Origin of the sequence: Mesorhizobium huakuii, assembly GCF_014189455.1 — a bacterium.
GTDB lineage: Bacteria > Pseudomonadota > Alphaproteobacteria > Rhizobiales > Rhizobiaceae > Mesorhizobium > Mesorhizobium huakuii_A.
This window is the reverse complement of sequence record NZ_CP050296.1, coordinates 2,217,710-2,234,684: the sequence shown is the minus strand read 5'-3', so window position 1 is coordinate 2,234,684 and position 16,975 is coordinate 2,217,710. Positions and strand designations below refer to the sequence as shown.

Genomic DNA, 16,975 nt, shown 5'->3' with positions numbered 1-16,975 from the left:
AGCTTGACATGAGCGCTGTCCAGGAAGCCTTGCCAGCCGTTAGAGGTTCGCGCGACGCCACCGTTCGACGGTTCGCGCTGACCGATTCGATCTTCCATGGAATGACCCGCGCCGCCGCCATATTGGTGCTGGTCCTGCTCGGTGGCGTTGCGATCTCGCTGGTAGCCGGTTCCTGGCAAGCTCTGTCGACCTTCGGCTTCTCCTTCCTGACCAGCGAAAGCTGGAACCCGGTGACGGAGAAGTTCGGTGCCCTGGCGCCGATCTACGGCACCATCATCACCTCGGCCATCGCCATCCTGATCGCCGTGCCGCTCGGCATCGGCATCGCCATCTTCCTCACCGAGCTTTGCCCGCGTCCGCTTCGTCGCCCGATCGGCATGGCGGTGGAATTGCTGGCCGGCATCCCTTCGATCATCTACGGCATCTGGGGCCTGTTCGTGCTGGCGCCGTTCCTGCAGACGACGGTGCAGCCTTTCATCATCAACGTGTTTCACGGCGTTCCGGGCCTCAACGGCCTGTTCGCCGGTCCCCCTTACGGCATCGGCCTGCTGACCTCGGCGATGATCCTGGCCATCATGATCCTGCCTTTCATCACCTCGATCACCAAGGACGTCTTTGATACGGTGCCATCGGTGCTCAAGGAATCGGCCTATGGCATCGGCTGCACGACCTGGGAAGTCACGCGCCGGGTCGTCATTCCTTACACGCGCATCGGCATCATGGGCGGCGTCATGCTCGCTCTCGGCCGTGCGCTCGGCGAAACGATGGCGGTGACCTTCGTCATCGGCAACGCGCACCGCATCTCGACGTCGCTGTTTGCGCCGGCAACGACCATCTCGGCGACCATCGCCAACGAATTCACCGAAGCGGTCGGCGATCTCTACACCTCCTCGCTGGTGGCGCTCGGCCTGATCCTGTTCGTCATCACCTTCCTGATCCTTGCCATCGCCCGCTACATGCTGATGCGCATTGACGCCCGCACCGGAGCCTGACCGATGTCGACAGCCGCATCGCTTCACCAGAGCCGCAAGCGCAAGAATGGCGTGATGATGACGCTGTGCGTCGTTGCCGCCGGCATCGGCCTTGCCTGGCTGGCGCTGATCCTTGGCGCCCTGCTCTACAAGGGCCTGTCCGGCCTCTCACTGTCGGTCTTCACGGAAATGACGCCACCGCCCGGCGATGCCGGCGGCCTGCTCAACGCCATCTACGGCAGCATCGTGATGACCATCATCGGCATCATCGTCGGCACGCCGATCGGCGTGTTGGCCGGCACCTACATGGCCGAGTACGGCCGCTTCTCGAAGCTCACCACCGTGGTGCGCTTCATCAACGACATCCTTTTGTCGGCTCCGTCGATCATCATCGGCCTGTTCGTCTATGAGCTGATGGTGCGGCCGATGGGGCATTTCTCAGCAATCGCCGGCGCCGTCGCACTTGCCATCCTGGTCATCCCGGTCGTGGTGCGCACCACTGAAGACATGCTCAATCTGGTGCCAAACGCCTTGCGCGAAGCCGGCACCGCGATCGGCGCGCCGCGCTGGGTGGTGATCCGCTCGGTTGCCTACCGCGCCGCACTTTCCGGCATCGTCACCGGCATATTGCTGGCCATCGCCCGCATCTCCGGCGAGACGGCGCCGCTTCTTTTCACGGCGCTGAACAACCAGTTCTGGTCGAGCAATCTCAACGCGCCGATGGCCAGCCTGCCTGTCACCATCTTCCAGTTCGCTCTCAGCCCTTACGAGGAATGGCAGCAGCTGGCCTGGACCGGCGCACTCATCATCACATTGACGGTTCTCGCGCTCAGCATCTTTGCGCGCAGCCTGACCGGACGCAGAGAGGACAAATGAGCCAGATGTTGTCTCCAGACATGACGATCGCCGCCGAGGCGGTGGCCAAGGCCAAGATCGAGGTCAAGAACCTCAACTTCTACTATGGCCAGTCGAAGGCCCTGAAGGATATCACGCTGTCGCTGCCCGAACGCAGCGTCACCGCCTTCATCGGCCCTTCGGGCTGCGGGAAGTCGACGCTGCTGCGCGTCTTCAACCGCATCTACGAGCTCTATCCCAAGCAGACCGCCGAGGGCCAGGTGCTGCTCGACGGCCAGAACGTTCTCGACCGCTCGCAGGACCTCAACCTGCTGCGCACCAAGATCGGCATGGTGTTCCAGAAGCCGACGCCGTTCCCGATGTCGATCTACGAGAACATCGCTTTCGGCGTCAGGCTCTATGAGAAGATCAGCAAGGCCGAGATGGACGGCCGTGTCGAGCAGGCGCTGAAGCGCGCGGCACTCTGGACCGAGGTCAAGGACAAGCTCAATGCCAGCGGCCTCAGCCTGTCGGGCGGCCAGCAGCAGCGGCTGTGCATCGCCCGCACCGTGGCGGTGAAGCCGGAAGTCATCCTGCTCGACGAGCCGGCCTCGGCGCTCGACCCGCTGTCGACCGCCAAGATCGAGGAGCTGATCGACGAATTGCAAGCCGACTACACGATCGTCATCGTCACCCACAATATGCAGCAGGCGGCGCGCGTGTCGAAGCAGACCGCCTTCATGTATCTGGGCGAACTGGTCGAGTTCGACAAAACCGAGAAGATCTTCACGTCGCCTCGCGAGAAGCGCACGCAAGACTACATCACCGGCCGCTTCGGCTGATCGCACGCATACGAGGACCAGGATCATGGCCGAACATACAGTCGCAGCCTTCGACGAGGATCTCGGACAGATCAGCAGACTGATCAGCGACATGGGCGATCTCGCCGGCTCGATGGTCGGCGGTGCCACCAAGGCACTGCTGAATTCCGACAATGCTCTGGCACAGCGCGTGGTCTCCGACGACGCCATCATGGATGCGCGCCAGCGCGAGCTCGACGACCGCGCCATCACACTGATCGCCAAGCGCCAGCCTATGGCCGACGATCTGCGTCATGTCGTCGGCTCGATCCGCATGGCCGGCGACCTCGAACGCATCGGCGATCTTGCCAAGAACATCGCCAAGCGCGTCGGCACCGTCGGGCTCAGCGCCACGCCGCGCGATCTTTCGCACTCCATCGACGCCATGGCGCAGCTGGTGTTGATCCAGGTGCAGGGCGTGATCGAAGAGTATGCGGCGCGCGATGCCGCCGCGCTGGCGAAGCTGCGCGCCGACGACGAGCGCATCGACGTCAAATACACCTCCGTCTTCCGCGAACTGCTGACCTATATGATGGAGGATCCGCGCAACATCACGGCTTGCACGCATCTGCTGTTCTGCGCCAAGAATCTCGAACGCATCGGCGACCATGTGACCAACATCGCCGAAAACGCGTACTATGTCCTGACCGGCACGCAACTGCCCGCCAACCGTCCAAAACAGGACGAGACGGCGATGTCGGCGCCGGCGGCCTGAGCGCAGGGGTAACCAATCGATGATCGCACCACGCATCATGGTGGTGGAGGATGAGGAGCCGCTTGGCGTGCTCCTCCGCTACAATCTGGAATCGGAGGGTTACCAGGTCGAGGTGGTGACACGCGGCGACGAAGCCGAAATCCGCCTGCAGGAAAACGTGCCCGACCTTCTGGTGCTCGACTGGATGGTGCCGGCGGTGTCCGGCATCGAACTCTGCCGGCGCCTGCGGATGCGGCCCGAGACCGAGCGGCTGCCGATCATCATGCTGACCGCGCGCGGCGAGGAAAGCGACCGTGTGCGCGGCCTTTCGACCGGCGCCGACGACTATCTGGTCAAGCCGTTCTCGACGCCGGAATTCATGGCTCGCGTCAAGGCGCTGCTGCGCCGCGCCAAGCCGGAAGTTCTGTCCAGCGTGCTCAAGGTCGGCGACATCGTGCTCGACCGCGAATCGCACCGGGTCTATCGCAAGAAGAGCGAGATCCGGCTCGGGCCGACCGAGTTCCGCCTGCTCGAATTCATGATGCGCCATCCCGGTCGCGTGTTCTCGCGCAGCCAGTTGCTCGACAATGTCTGGGGCGAGACGATCTACATCGACGAGCGCACCGTGGACGTGCATGTCGGCCGGCTGCGCAAGGCGGTCAACAATGGCCGCATGCCCGATGTTATCAGGACCATTCGGGGGGCGGGCTACGCGATCCGCGAGGATTAGGGATATGCTGATATTCAGGTGATGCCGGCCTGCGAATGGCGGTTTCCCGCGCTTCCGGTACTCACGGACCCAAATGTCCGCTCCGTTCCGGTTCTCGGAACCCGCCATTCTCGACTCGGCCTGACCTGAATCTCAACATATCCCTGCGCGTTACTCAGGCAACGTTCTTGCCGGCAACGCCTGACTTACCCTGCCCGCCCGGCGCGAAAATCTCCTGGTCGACGAAGGTCAGTGCGCGCATGGCGCAGCCTTCGCGGATCAGCGGCAGTTCGTTCGGTTCGGTGTCGAAGGAAATCGATTTCGAGTGCTGGCCGCCAGCGGTCTGGGCGATCGCCTCGCGCAATGCCGGCTCGATCAGGTCGAAGGCGGCGGCGCTGACGCCGACCATGGCGACGGGTGCGGGATCGATCAGCGCGAACAGGCTGCCGAGGCCATAGCCGAGCGCCTCGCCGGCTTTACGATAGGCTTCGCGCTCGGGCCCGTCCCGTTCCCGCGCCGTCGCGGCCAGTGCCCGCATCTGGGCGTCGCTGACATCTGCGACCGGCTCGGTGTCCTCACCGAGCTGCCGGGCATTGCGCCAGATGGCGTAGTTGCCGGCATAGGCCTCGACGCAGCCGCGCCGCCCGCAGCGGCAGAGCGCGCCGCCTGGCCGATGGATCATGTGGCCGAACTCGCCGCCCGAGGAATGGGTGCCGGTGAACAGCTCGCCCTTCAACACCAGCCCCATGCCGATGCCGTGCGAAAGCAGGATGGCGATGAAGTCGTCGCGGTAACGCTCGGGATCGCGCCAGCGCAGCGCCACCGCCATCATGTTGCAGTCGTTTTCCATGGTGGCGGGGATGCCGAACTCGGCTTCGAGTATATCGGCGAAGGCGATGTCGGTCTGTGGCGTGATCGGCGACCACAGCATCGCCCGGGCCTCGGTGTCTGTGATGCCCTGGATTGCCAGTGCGATGCGGGCGACGCTGCGCACGTCGATATCGGGATCCTCGAGGCGCCGCCGCACGATGGCGACGCATTCGCCGATCAGCGCCTCGCGCGACATGGTCAGCGTGTCCAGCCGGCGCTGTTCCTCCGATATCACCTGGCCGGCATAGTCGATGACGGCGACGGACAGGAAATTCAGCGACAGCACCACGGTCATGACGGCCGCGGCCTCCGGGTTGAGGCCGAGGCCGACCTGCGGCCTGCCGCGCTTCAGCGAGCCGGCCTCGCTCGGCTTGCCTTCGGCCAGGATGCCTTCACCGATCAGATCGGAGGAAATCGCCGATATGGTCGAATGGCTGAGGCCGGTGGTCGCGGCGATCTCGGTGCGCGAGGGCCGGCCGGCCCGGCGCACGGCCGCAATCACCATGGCGCGGTTGCGCCGGCGCAGATCGTCGTGACGGATTCCGACCGACATGTTTTCCACATCCTCCCGGTCGCCGCGGTTCCTCCGGCCCCTCAAACGCCGCGTGCGACACGGTCAAATACTGGCAGAAGCGGCCCGTCCTGTCATTTATTTATTCCGAGGCTCGAAAAAATTCGCAGGGACATCAAAATCCATCAGAATCGTTGTTGACAGCGTTCCGGTGTTGGACCAGTGTTTTTCGAGGCTCGAAAAAATAGAGCCTCTGTGCCGGCCTTAGGGCCAGTTTGGTCGCGCCATACGCGGCGCAGGGAGGAATATCATGAAGAGATTCACAGCCGCCATCCTGGCGGGTGTCGCCATGTCGCTGACGCTTGCGTCGGTCGCGCAGGCGAAGGACAAGGTCATCGGCGTTTCGTGGTCCAACTTCCAGGAAGAGCGCTGGAAGACTGACGAAGCCGCCATGAAGAAGGCCATCGAGGCCGCCGGCGACAAGTACATTTCCGCCGACGCACAGTCCAATCCCGGCAAGCAGCTTACCGATGTCGAGAGCCTCATCTCGCAGGGCGCCAATTCGTTGATCATCCTGGCGCAGGACGCCTCGGCCATCGGCCCGGCCGTGCAGAAGGCGTTGGACGAAGGCATTCCGGTCGTCGGCTATGACCGCCTGATCGAGAACAAGGACGTCTTCTACCTGACCTTCGACAACAAGGAAGTCGGCCGCTTGCAGGCCGCTGCGGTGTTCAAGGCCAAGCCGGAAGGCAATTATGTCTTTATCAAGGGCTCGGGCGCCGATCCGAATGCCGACTTCCTGTTCTCGGGCTCGATGGAAGTGCTCAAGGCGGCCATCGACAGCGGCAAGATCAAGAATGTCGGTGAGGCCTATACGGATGGCTGGCTGCCCGCCAACGCCCAGAAGAACATGGAACAGTTCCTGACCGCCAACGACAACAAGGTCGATGCGGTCGTCGCGGCCAATGACGGCACCGCCGGCGGCGTCGTCGCGGCGCTGACGGCGCAAGGTCTCGCCGGCACCGTGCCGGTGTCGGGCCAGGACGGCGACCATGCCGCGCTCAACCGCATCGCGCTCGGCACCCAGACCGTGTCGGTTTGGAAGGACGCGCGCGAACTCGGCAAGAACGCCGCCGAGATTGCCTCGCAGCTGGCCGACGGCAAGAAGATGACCGACATCGCCGGCGTCAAGGACTTCACGACGCCTGGCGGCAACACCGTCAAGTCGCTGTTCCTGACCCCGGTCGCCATCACCAAGGACAATCTCAACGTCGTCATCGACGCCGGCTGGATCAAGAAGGACGAAGTCTGCGCGGGCGTCGCTGCCGGCAGCGTCGCGGCCTGCAACTAAACGGCGCAATACGGTTCGATATCGACGCCGCGGCCCAAAAGCCGCGGCGTTTCTCCAGGGGCTTCCCGCTTCAAGTGACTGCGGAAAGCAAATAGCATCCATGTTCCGGCATCCGCGCCAGACGGTAAACCGGTGGGAGGATAGCATGACCGACACGACCTCTAATCAACCGGTCGGCAGCACGGCGGCGGACAAAGCGCGTGCATCCGAACTCAGCGCCGTTGGAAGGTTTCTCAAGGCTACCGAACTCGACACGCGCATGCTCGGCATGGTCGGTGCGCTGCTGGTCATCTGGGTCGGCATCCATATCCTGTCGGGTGGACTTTTCCTGACGCCACGCAATCTGTGGAACCTGTCGGTGCAGACCTCTTCGGTCGCGATCATGGCGACCGGCATGGTGCTGGTCATCGTCATGCGCAACATCGACCTCTCGGTCGGATCCGTCGAAGGCGTGATCGGCATGATCATGGGCGTGGCGCAGGCCGAGTTCCTCATTCGCGTCGTCGGTTTCCAGCTTGGAAACCCCTGGCTCTGGATCATCGCGCTGGCGGCCGGCGTGGTGCTTGGTCTCCTGATCGGCGCATTCCAGGGCTTCATCATCGCCTATATGGAGGTTCCGGCCTTCATCGTGACGCTGGGCGGCCTGCTGGTCTGGCGCGGCATGGCATGGCTGATCACCAGCGGGCGCACGGTCGCGCCGCTCGACACAACCTTCCAGCTGATGGGCGGCGGACCACGCGGCTCGATCGGCGCCACCGCCAGCTGGATCGTCGGTGTCGTCGCTTGCGTGGCGGTCGCCTTCATGCTGCTCAACGGCAGGTCGCAGCGCAAGCGGTTCCACTTTCCGCTGCGCCCCGTTTGGGCCGAGACCTTGCTTGGCGTGGTTGCTTGCGCCGCTATCCTTGGCGCCGTCTGGATCGCCAATTCCTATCCATGGCCGATCGGCATCGTGCGCCAGTACGCCCAGCAGAACGGCATTACCGTTCCCGAGGGCGGGCTGTTCATCGCGCATGGCATTGCCATACCGGTGCTGATGGCGGTGGCAGTGGGCATCATCATGACCTTCATCACCAAGCGCACGCGTTTCGGCCGCTATGTCTTTGCCATCGGCGGCAATCCGGAGGCGGCCGAACTCGCCGGTATCAACACACGCTGGGTGACCATGAAGGTGTTCATGATCATGGGCGTGCTGGCCGCGATCAGCGCGGCGATCTCGTCGGCGCGGCTCAACGCGTCGACCAATGCGCTTGGCACGTTGGATGAACTTCTGGTCATCGCCGCCGCTGTCATCGGCGGCACGTCGCTCGCCGGCGGCGCCGGCACGGTGATGGGCGCCATGCTGGGCGCGCTTCTGATGCAGTCATTGCAGTCGGGCATGGTGCTGCTCGGCATCGACTCGCCGCTGCAGAGCATCGTCGTCGGCGCCGTGCTGGTCATCGCGGTGTGGCTCGACACCGTCTATCGCAAGCGGGTTTAGGGGAGAAACGATCATGGCCGACAAAACCGCTCCCGCAACTTCCCCCACAACTGCCCCCTCTGGCACGCCGCTGATCGACATGCGCAACATCTCGATCGCCTTTGGCGGCATCCGCGCCGTCGACGATGCCTCGATCGATCTTTTCCCCGGCGAGGTCGTGGCGCTGCTCGGCCATAACGGCGCCGGCAAATCGACGTTGATCAAGATCCTCTCCGGCGCCTACAAGCGCGATGCCGGCCAGATCTTCGTCAATGGCGAGGAGGCTTCGATCGCCAATCCGCGCGATGCCAAGAAATACGGCATCGAGACGATCTACCAGACACTCGCGCTGGCCGACAATGTCGACGCCGCCGCCAATCTGTTCCTCGGGCGCGAGCTGATGACCGGCTGGGGCACGCTCGACGACGTTGCCATGGAGGCCGAGGCGCGCAAGGTGATGGGCCGGCTCAATCCGCGCTTCCAGCGCTTCAAGGAGCCGGTGATCAAGCTGTCGGGCGGACAGCGGCAATCGGTGGCGATTGCGCGCGCGATCCTGTTCAACGCCCGCATCCTGATCATGGACGAGCCGACGGCCGCCCTTGGTCCGCAGGAGACGGCGCAGGTCGGCGAACTGGTCAAGCAGCTCAAATCCGATGGCATCGGCATCTTCCTGATCAGCCACGACATTCACGATGTGTTCGAACTGGCCGACCGGGTCTGCGTCATGAAGAACGGCCAGGTCGTCGGCACCGCGCGCACCACCGATGTCACCCAGGACGAGGTGCTCGGCATGATCATCCTGGGCAAATGTCCTCCGGGCGCCATTCCCGGGCCGGGCGCGCTGAAGATCGCCGCCTGAGGCTGTCGGCGGCCCGGTATGGGCTTGATTGGCATCGCCCGTTGCCGCTCACGTGATATGCCAGTGACCGCGATGGCTTGGCCTTGCCATTGTGTTGGCCCGGCGACTTGCCCATAAAGGTCCGGTATTGCCCATGGACCACATCATCCGTTGAAGAAACTTTTTCCGATTGTCGCGTTCATCGCCGTTGCGCTGATCAGCATGACCATGGCGGGGTTCGCCTATTTCGCGACGCAGGAGGCCTCCCGCATCAAGTTCGAAGCGGCGGCCGACGATGCACTCAACCGGATCGAGAGCCGGATCGACCTGCATTTGTCGCTGCTGCGGTCGACACAGGCGCTGTTCGATGCCCGCAATGGCGACATCTCCCAGAACGAATTCAAGGCGTTCTTCAACGCGCTGGATGTCGACAACAATTTCGCCGGCCTGCGCGGCATCGGCTTCCTCGGCCTCGTCAAGACGGGCGACGAGGCGGCGGTTGAACGCGACATCCTCCATGATTTTGGCGTCAGCCATCCGGTCTATCCGGAAACGACGCAGCCCTGGCGCGCGCCCATCATGCTCTTCGAACCGCTGGATCCGTCCAATCAGGCCAGTATCGGTTATGACATGTTCAGCGAAGCGGTGCGGCGCGCGGCGATCGAGAAGGCAATGGCCGATGATCAGCAGCACGCGAGCGGCCTGGTGCAACTGGGCCAGGGCACGGGTGCCACGCAGACCTTCCCCGGCTTCCTGGTCTTCGTGCGGCTCAACGTCGAAACCGCGCCGGAGGTCATCAACGCATCGCGGTCCTCGACCGCGGGCTTTCTCTATGCAGCCTTCCGGGCCCGCGACCTGTTCCAGATCGCGCTCAGCCGCGCGCCGCTGCTGCCGGTCAACACCGAGATCTATGACGGCGCGGCGAACAGCGACAATCTGTTGTTCCGGTCGGAGACGCCGCCGGCTTCGTCCTTTGGCGACCGGCTGCTGGTCACCCGCAAGATCACGGTGGCCGGCCGGCCGTGGACGGTGCTGTTCAGGCCGACCAGCGCCTTCTCGCAGCCGTCGTCGCGCGCCATCCCGGTGATGCTGGGGCTGTTCGGCCTGCTGGCGGCGGGCGCCATCGCACTGGTGGCGCGCTATCAGGAGCGCGCCTATGAGGCGGCATCGCGCCTGCACGAGACGACCGAAAAGAGCCTGCTCGAAAAAGACCTGATGCTGCAGGAGATGAAGCATCGCATCAAGAATTCGATCACCCGGGTGCTGGCGATCGCGCGGCAGACGGCTTCGCGGGCGACTGACGTCAACGAGTTCTCGGCATCCTTCTCGGCCAGGCTGCAGGCAATGGCGGCCTCCCAGGACATGCTGACGCGCTCGCGTTGGCAGAAGGCCGATCTCGCCGATCTGCTGCGCATCGAGCTTGGCCAGGTGTTCGGCAAGGACCTGCCCGAGGGGTTGCTGTCAGGACCGGAGGTGCTGCTCGACGAGACCACGACGCAGGCGCTTGGCCTGACCTTTCATGAGCTGGCAACCAATGCGCTGAAATACGGCGAAGCCGGCAATTCCGCCAATTCGCTCAGGAGTGACTGGGCGCTCAAGGTGGACTGGTCGGTGGAAGGGCGTGGGCGCGAGCGGACGCTGGCGCTGAACTGGCGGGAGGCCGGAAAGAAGAAAGTCGAGGCGCCGGCCGAGACCGGATTCGGCACCAAGCTGATCGACCTCAATGTCACGCGCGAGCTGCGCGGCACGATCAAGCGCGATTTTCAGGCCGATGGTCTGAAGGTGGAAATACGAATCCCACTGACTGGCTGACGGCGACCAGCCAGGCGGATGGCAATCGAACGCCAATACGTACAAAATCCGGAGGCCGGCGGGCCGGCCTCCGGATCGAAGTTTCGACTATCGCCGGATTAGTTGCAGCGCGCCGTGTAAATCCGGCCGCGATGATCGCGATACTGGCAATAGCCGTTCTGCAGCTTGCGAACCAGCAGGCCGGAACCGGCACCGACAGCCGCACCGATCAGCGCGCCCTTGCCGCCGCCGACCAGACCGCCGATACCGGCGCCAATCAAGCCGCCGCCAACGACGTCCTGCTCGGTCGAGGTGCAGCCGCTGAGAGCGGCCACCGCAACCATGGCAATAATCATCTTCCGCATAGAGTCACTCCTCACTTTGTGTCCACACTTTGGTAAGCTCCAACAGCCATTTAGCACGAAATGACGGCCTTTGCTGCTCGAATTTATTGTTGGCTAAGATAGTCTTTTTCTGGGCGTACTGCGTTAGATGCCATGACCAGGCTGGAAATGGCAAGCGAAGCTTCGAGGCTGCCATCGGGACGCACATTCCAGACGATCTGATCATAGTCATCCTCGAGCGCGGGATCGACAGCGAGACACTTGGCGACAATATGCTGCGCCTGTCCCTGCACGTCGCCCATGGCGAAGGGACGCTCGGCGGTGCATGCGTCGGCGGTTTCGAAAATGCTCACCGGCACCTGCAGTTCGTGGCACTCGGTCATCGAATTGCTGCAACCGATGACCAGCAACAATGCAGCGATGTGTTCCATGGCGACGTGTCCTCTCGCCACAATAACGGCCCAGATCGGCCGAAAGTTCCTGAGCGACCGGGGTGGACACACGAATAATGCCAGCGCTGCAAGCGGTTGAACGCCGGGCAATGTTGCCGGCAGGGGATTTAGGTCAGGTCAGCTGGAACACGGCGATTAGGAGAATTGTCGCGGCCGCCGCCAGGACGATGCCCCACAGCAATGCGTGATGCGATAGGGAAAGCGGTTCCGCGGATGCTTCGGGATCCTGAAATTCGCCCATCGAAACACGGGCGGCCTGTTCCAGTCTGTTTATGTCGGTGACCGTCAAGCATTTCCTCCCCACACCGTGCCGCAGCCCAGTGGGTTGCAGCCGTATCTGGGTAAAACAGCATCCGCTCCTATGGTGAACAGCCGGTTAAGGATCGTTGCTTACCGCCAGAGCCGGATGATTTCAGGTCAGATCGACCTGAAATCTGAATCCGCCTCTAAATCAAAGAGATAGAGTCACTCACTGCGTCTCGAAATTGCTGTGCGGGACGACAAGGCGGTATTCAAGGCGGCCGTCCGCGATGTCGAGGCTCGCGGTTCCGCTGAGCGATGTAGGCACCACCCGCTCCAGCGCGACGCTGCCGAAACGCTTTTGATTCCCCCCGGCCGCCATTGGCTCCTGTGGTCTCGGCCCATGTCAGCGACAGGGCGACCTCGCCAGTGGCGGCGGTGTTGAGATTGGCGGTCACTTCGACGAATCCATCCGGCCGGGACAGGGCGCCGTAGCTGACCGAGTTGACGGCGAGCTCATGCATCGCCAGGCCGATATGCAGGGCGGCATTGGGATTGAGATAGGGATTGGCGCCCCGGAAGCGAAGGCCGTGCGACGTGTTCGTTCCGTAGCGGCCGACCTGGCTCGTCACCAGTTCATGAAGGGCTGCACCGCGCCAGTTCGAGGACGTCACCAGATCCTGGGAGGAGGCCAGCGACTGCAGCCGGCCGCGAAAACGCGTCAGGAAGTCGCCGATGCCATCGGAATAGCGACCGGTCTGGGTCGCGATGCTCTGGATGATCGCCAGGAGGTTCTTCGAGCGGTGGCTGACCTCGCGCAGCAGCGTTGTCAGTGTCTGTTCGCGCCGCTTCTGCTCGGTCGTCTCGACCATGGTGGTGACGACACCTTGCACGTCACCGGCGTCACCCCGGTCGGCATCGACCCAGATCTGAAACCAGCGGACGCCGTTCTCGACCGGAACACTGATCTCGAGCCGCTCTGGGTTGCCGGTCGCGACCACGTCGCGCTTGGCGGCGCTGATGCGGTCTGCCTGCGCCATCGGTAGAATGCCATTGCCGTCGGAATTGTCCGAGGCCCAGGGCGCGCGCACGTTGCGAGCCCATACGGTTTTCATCTCGCGATCCTGATAGAGAACGGAAATGCCGGCATTGTGCAGTGCGTGGAGAAGAGCCCGGCCAAGCTGCATGCCACTTTCTGCCGGATGCAGGGCGATGACTTCGTCGCTCCGTGCGCCTTCCGTTCTATCTGCAGTCCTGGAGCGCATCGGTCGATTTGTCCACCCAACTCAGGCTGAACGGCTCACTGTGAAATGGGTTCCCAAATGAAATTTCCCGGAAACCTGTCCCCTAAAACGGTCCGCCGGACGGTGCCTTTTGAAGGGCTCCGTCCGGCGGTGGCTGGAAACCGTTTGAGGGGTGCGGCTTCCAGTGTTCGCTCGGATAGGTGTTCGCCCTCACGCCCGTTTGAACAGGCCGGCCAGCAGCGAAATGACCAGGAAGGCGAGAAAGATGAAGAACAATATCTGCGCGATACCGGCAGATGTGCCGGCGATGCCGCCGAAACCAAGCGCGCCGGCTATGATCGCCACGACGAGAAATACGAGCGCCCAGTAGAGCATGGTTCATCTCCTTCCGAATGATGCAGGGAAACGTGGGTGGATGCGGTTTGTTCCACCCTTTGCTGAAAAAGACGGCGCTTGCAAATGGTTCGCAGTGGAGCTCTCGAAATTCTCGGTTGATGGATCGGGTTGCCAAAAGGCCGCCCGATGCATCGCATCGAACGGCCTTTGATGTCGGGTATTCCTGCCGGAAAAGCAGCGGACCTAAAGCGCGTCGCGCTGAAACGGGTTCATGCGACGCGCTTTAGATCTTTACTTTTATGCATGTCGTTCCCCCAAAACCGAGATCACTTTTGGGCGACAGGCATTAGGCGGCGGCCTTCGCCTGGCGGTCGAAGAACAGCGCCTGGCTGATCAGCGCCTTGACCATGTCGGGATTGAACGGCTTGGTCACCAGGAAGGCCGGTTCGGGGCGCTCGCCGGTCAGCAGGCGCTCGGGAAAGGCGGTGATGAAGATCACCGGCACCGAGGTTGACGACAGGATCTCGTTGACCGCCTCGATACCCGAGCTGCCGTCGGCGAGCTGGATGTCGGCCAGCACCATCTTCGGCCGCGTCTTGCCGAACATCGTCACCGCTTCGGCGTGCGTGCGCGCCGTCCCGACGACACGATGACCGAGGCTCTCGACCATCTCCTCTATGTCCATGGCGATCAGCGGTTCGTCCTCGATGATGAGCACGTCGGTCGCCACCTGGCGGGAAATCTCATTGCTTGCCTGGGCAAGCAGCTCGGAGAATTGCTGGTCGCCGACGTCCAGTATCTCGGCCGCCTCGTCTTCGCTGAAGCCTTCGACGGCAACCAGCAGGAAGGCCTGGCGCGGAAGAGGCGCGATCGCATTGAGATTGGCGGCGGCGCGCTGCTCCCATGCCGATTGGGCCTGCTCCTGTGGCACGCGGATGGCCACCGAGGTGAAGAGTTTGGCGAAAACCTTGTAGAGCGCGATACGGTCGCTCGATGCCTCGGGGAAGATGTCGACGTCGGCTATGATGGCCTCAAGCATCGCAGCGACCAGCGCGTCGCCGCTCTCTTGCGATCCCGAGACGGCACGCGAGAAGCGGCGCAGGAACGGCAGGTGCGGTGCGATGGTGGCGGATAAACTCATGGTAAGACGTCTCCCTCAGAATGACGTGATTGCACGGATTGCAGGCCAAGCTGATTGCAGGCCCCGCTAATACAACGCGGATTTTCCGAAAAAGTTCCGGCCGATATGGAACGAATAGGCGAGAGCGGCGTTTCAGTGTCGGGATGGGCAACCAGACGAGGGTGCCGCTTGCCTTGTGTTGAGTTGAATATGAGCGGCCTGGGCGCTGGGAATATAAGGGCGAAATGAAGGACATGACGAAAGATATTTTGGCTGGCGCCGTGGGCAGGCGCCGGAACGGTGCCGGCGATCCGCTCGGGCCGAACTCCGAAATCGGTCGCAAACTCAAACAATATTATGACGAGCTGGTCTCCGACGATGTGCCGGATCGCTTCGCCCAGTTGCTCAGCCAGCTGGAACAGGCCGAACCCGCACAGAAGAAGGACTGAGGCATGGCAGCGGTCTCCCAAGGCTTCAAGACCGATCTGCTTGGGGCAATCCCGAGCTTGCGGGCCTTTGCCGTGTCGCTGACGCAGAATGCCGACAAGGCCGACGACCTCGTTCAGGAAACGCTGGTCAAGGCCTGGGACAAGCATGAGAGCTTCCAGCCCGGCACCAATCTCAAGGCATGGCTTTTCACCATCCTGCGCAATGAATTCTATTCACAGATGCGCAAACGCGGCCGCGAGGTGCAGGACAGCGACGGCATCATGACGGCCAGGCTTGCCGTGCATCCGGCCCAGCACGGCCAACTCGACCTCAAGGATTTTCGTGGCGCTCTCGAGCAATTGCCGGAAGACCAGCGCGAGGCCATCATCCTCATTGGCGCTTCAGGCTTCTCCTATGAGGAGGCCGCCGAAATCTGCGGTTGCGCGGTCGGAACGATCAAGAGCCGCGTCAGCAGGGCCCGCACGCGCCTGCAGGAAATCCTGAAGATTTCGGGCGAGGACGAATATGGTCCCGATGCGATCTCGGCTCAGGTCACGGGGACGGCGGCGCATTAACGCGAGGTCTGGACAACGGGATGCGGATGCGGCCGCATCGGTCTCATCCGGGAGAGCCACGTCCATAGGCCAGCGCGACCGCTTCGACGAGATCTTCGCCTGAATAGGGTTTGGTGACCAGCCGCACCCCCGGAAAGGATGCCTTGATCTCGTCAGCGTCCGAATAGCCGGAGGCAAACACGAACGGGACGCCTGTTTCACGTAAACCGGCTGCGAATTCGAGCGTCGAGGTGCCGCCCAGCATCAGATCAACGATGGCCGCGTCGAATTGCGTTGCGATCTTTCGGTCATCGATCTCGGCAAGGTCGCGGGCAACCACCACCTCGCCGGCTCCGTGGTCGCGGCAGAGCTGCTCGACATCCATGGCGATGAGGAATTCGTCCTCCAGGACAAGAATTCGCAATCCGTCAAGCAAATGGGGCACGGGTAATCGCTCCTTGAAACGCCGGGAGTCATGATCGCAATTCCGCGCGCTGTCATTTAAAAAGACATGCCACCAGCGGCGGAACCCGATCCCCGGCAAAGCGTTTGAAACCGGCCTGCCGACCGGCAGGCTTTCGAAGGGGGTCGAAATGCCAAGCCAGAATGCACGTTCTTTCGCAAGCCGCCAATACCCTTGCGAAAATTGCCCGTTGCGGCCCCTGCCCGTGTTCCGGGAGTTCGAAAAAGAGGAACTCGCCTTCATCAGCACATTCAAGAAGGGGGAACTGGCGGTCGACAAGGGCGCCACGGTCCTCGTGGAAGGAAGCCACAGCGCCCATCTCTACACGGTGCTGTCCGGCTGGGCGTTCCGCTACAAGCTGTTGCCGGACGGGCGCCGACAGATCCTCAACTATCTCATGCCCGGCGATCTCATCGGCCTGCAAGGCAGCGTCATGGGGGAAATGCAGCATTCCGTCGAGGCCCTGTCGCCAATGCTGCTGTGTGTCTTCGAGCGCGACAATCTGCACGAGCTCTACCGCAACCATCCGGGTCTCGCCTACGACATAACCTGGATCGCGTCGCGTGAAGAACGCATGCTGGACGAGAACCTGCTCAGTGTCGGCCGCCGCAGCGCGATCGAACGCGCCGCCTACCTTATCGCCTTCATCGGCAGCCGCGCCAAAGTCGTCGGATTGAACGGCAAGAAATCCATCCAGATTCCGATCACGCAGCAGCACATCGCCGACACGCTTGGCCTCTCGCTGGTTCACACCAACAAGACGATCCGCAAGCTGATGGACCGCAAGCTGATCGTCTGGCGCGATGGTGGTTGCGAGGTCGTCGACAATGAAGCGCTCAAGTTGCTCGCGGGCTGGGAAGGGCTGGGCGAGGGGCGTCGCCCTCTGATCTGAGACGCACCTCTCGCCA

Annotated in this window: 19 protein-coding genes and 1 pseudogene; 12 read left to right on the top strand and 8 right to left on the bottom strand. The window is 62.7% G+C overall.

Going from position 1 to position 16,975, the window contains the following annotated elements; all coding sequences use genetic code 11:
* Window positions 1–8: 8 nt before the first annotated feature.
* Genes pstC through phoB form a run of 5 tightly spaced genes read left to right on the top strand, consistent with a single transcriptional unit; the run spans window position 9 to window position 4,089 of the window.
* Complete coding sequence (gene pstC / locus HB778_RS10915) at window positions 9–992, top strand: phosphate ABC transporter permease subunit PstC (RefSeq protein WP_183463728.1); 984 nt, start codon at window positions 9–11, stop codon at window positions 990–992.
* Between the two features lie 3 nt (window positions 993–995).
* Window positions 996–1,847, top strand: coding sequence for a phosphate ABC transporter permease PstA (pstA, locus tag HB778_RS10910; RefSeq protein ID WP_183463726.1), 852 nt, complete (start codon window positions 996–998; stop codon window positions 1,845–1,847).
* A complete protein-coding gene (gene pstB, locus HB778_RS10905; RefSeq protein WP_027053973.1) occupies window positions 1,844–2,647 on the top strand; it encodes a phosphate ABC transporter ATP-binding protein PstB in 804 nt (267 codons plus the stop codon). Before pstA ends, pstB begins: the two co-directional genes overlap by 4 nt.
* Window positions 2,648–2,672: 25 nt before the next feature.
* Entirely contained in the window at window positions 2,673–3,380 is a 708-nt protein-coding gene (phoU, locus tag HB778_RS10900; protein WP_010911897.1) for a phosphate signaling complex protein PhoU, read from the top strand.
* 19 nt (window positions 3,381–3,399) lie between these two features.
* Complete coding sequence (phoB, locus tag HB778_RS10895) at window positions 3,400–4,089, top strand: phosphate regulon transcriptional regulator PhoB (protein WP_010911896.1); 690 nt, start codon at window positions 3,400–3,402, stop codon at window positions 4,087–4,089.
* A gap of 154 nt (window positions 4,090–4,243) precedes the next feature.
* Here the strand turns inward: phoB and HB778_RS10890 are convergent, their stop codons facing one another.
* Complete coding sequence (locus HB778_RS10890; RefSeq protein ID WP_183463724.1) at window positions 4,244–5,491, bottom strand: ROK family protein; 1,248 nt, start codon at window positions 5,489–5,491, stop codon at window positions 4,244–4,246.
* 268 nt (window positions 5,492–5,759) lie between these two features.
* Between HB778_RS10890 and xylF the strand changes: the two genes are divergently transcribed.
* From xylF to HB778_RS10870, 4 genes are all read left to right on the top strand, one after another.
* On the top strand, window positions 5,760–6,800 hold the full coding sequence (gene xylF / locus HB778_RS10885; protein WP_096450970.1) for a D-xylose ABC transporter substrate-binding protein: 1,041 nt from the start codon (window positions 5,760–5,762) through the stop codon (window positions 6,798–6,800).
* Window positions 6,801–6,945: 145 nt separating this feature from the next.
* Window positions 6,946–8,277: a sugar ABC transporter permease gene (locus HB778_RS10880; RefSeq protein ID WP_183463722.1), complete on the top strand. Its 1,332-nt coding sequence runs from the start codon at window positions 6,946–6,948 to the stop codon at window positions 8,275–8,277.
* A 13-nt stretch (window positions 8,278–8,290) separates the two neighbouring features.
* Window positions 8,291–9,115 carry an ATP-binding cassette domain-containing protein gene (locus HB778_RS10875; RefSeq protein WP_183463721.1) on the top strand — a complete coding sequence of 275 codons (825 nt, stop codon included), beginning with the start codon at window positions 8,291–8,293 and terminating at the stop codon, window positions 9,113–9,115.
* 150 nt (window positions 9,116–9,265) lie between these two features.
* The gene (locus tag HB778_RS10870) at window positions 9,266–10,906 is read left to right on the top strand and encodes a CHASE domain-containing protein (protein ID WP_183463719.1); all 1,641 of its coding nucleotides are present in this window, start codon (window positions 9,266–9,268) and stop codon (window positions 10,904–10,906) included.
* Between the two features lie 98 nt (window positions 10,907–11,004).
* On the opposite strand, the gene HB778_RS10865 is transcribed toward HB778_RS10870, so the two are convergent.
* The 6 genes and pseudogenes from HB778_RS10865 to HB778_RS10840 form a co-directional block, all read right to left on the bottom strand.
* Complete coding sequence (locus HB778_RS10865; protein ID WP_096450964.1) at window positions 11,005–11,250, bottom strand: YMGG-like glycine zipper-containing protein; 246 nt, start codon at window positions 11,248–11,250, stop codon at window positions 11,005–11,007.
* Between the two features lie 83 nt (window positions 11,251–11,333).
* Entirely contained in the window at window positions 11,334–11,660 is a 327-nt protein-coding gene (locus tag HB778_RS10860; protein WP_183463717.1) for a hypothetical protein, read from the bottom strand.
* Window positions 11,661–11,793: 133 nt separating this feature from the next.
* Window positions 11,794–11,970 carry a hypothetical protein gene (locus HB778_RS10855; protein ID WP_183463715.1) on the bottom strand — a complete coding sequence of 59 codons (177 nt, stop codon included), beginning with the start codon at window positions 11,968–11,970 and terminating at the stop codon, window positions 11,794–11,796.
* 180 nt (window positions 11,971–12,150) lie between these two features.
* A pseudogene (locus HB778_RS10850) lies at window positions 12,151–13,186 on the bottom strand (sensor histidine kinase).
* A gap of 189 nt (window positions 13,187–13,375) precedes the next feature.
* Complete coding sequence (locus tag HB778_RS10845; protein ID WP_027031438.1) at window positions 13,376–13,540, bottom strand: DUF1328 domain-containing protein; 165 nt, start codon at window positions 13,538–13,540, stop codon at window positions 13,376–13,378.
* A gap of 307 nt (window positions 13,541–13,847) precedes the next feature.
* Window positions 13,848–14,642 (bottom strand): response regulator, encoded by a 795-nt coding sequence (locus HB778_RS10840; RefSeq protein WP_064990804.1) that lies wholly within the window; start codon window positions 14,640–14,642, stop codon window positions 13,848–13,850.
* A 224-nt stretch (window positions 14,643–14,866) separates the two neighbouring features.
* Here HB778_RS10840 and HB778_RS10835 point away from each other — a divergent pair, with 224 nt between their 5' ends.
* Window positions 14,867–15,070: a NepR family anti-sigma factor gene (locus HB778_RS10835; RefSeq protein ID WP_095201308.1), complete on the top strand. Its 204-nt coding sequence runs from the start codon at window positions 14,867–14,869 to the stop codon at window positions 15,068–15,070.
* Between the two features lie 3 nt (window positions 15,071–15,073).
* Window positions 15,074–15,625, top strand: coding sequence for an RNA polymerase sigma factor (locus tag HB778_RS10830; RefSeq protein ID WP_010911883.1), 552 nt, complete (start codon window positions 15,074–15,076; stop codon window positions 15,623–15,625).
* Between the two features lie 43 nt (window positions 15,626–15,668).
* Here HB778_RS10830 and HB778_RS43435 read toward each other — a convergent pair whose 3' ends face one another.
* Window positions 15,669–16,310, bottom strand: coding sequence for a response regulator (locus HB778_RS43435; RefSeq protein WP_432421245.1), 642 nt, complete (start codon window positions 16,308–16,310; stop codon window positions 15,669–15,671).
* On the opposite strand from HB778_RS43435, the gene HB778_RS10820 reads away from it, so the two are divergent.
* Complete coding sequence (locus HB778_RS10820; RefSeq protein ID WP_183463713.1) at window positions 16,198–16,959, top strand: Crp/Fnr family transcriptional regulator; 762 nt, start codon at window positions 16,198–16,200, stop codon at window positions 16,957–16,959. The two genes, HB778_RS43435 and HB778_RS10820, sit on opposite strands and share 113 nt — an antisense overlap.
* Window positions 16,960–16,975: the final 16 nt, after the last annotated feature.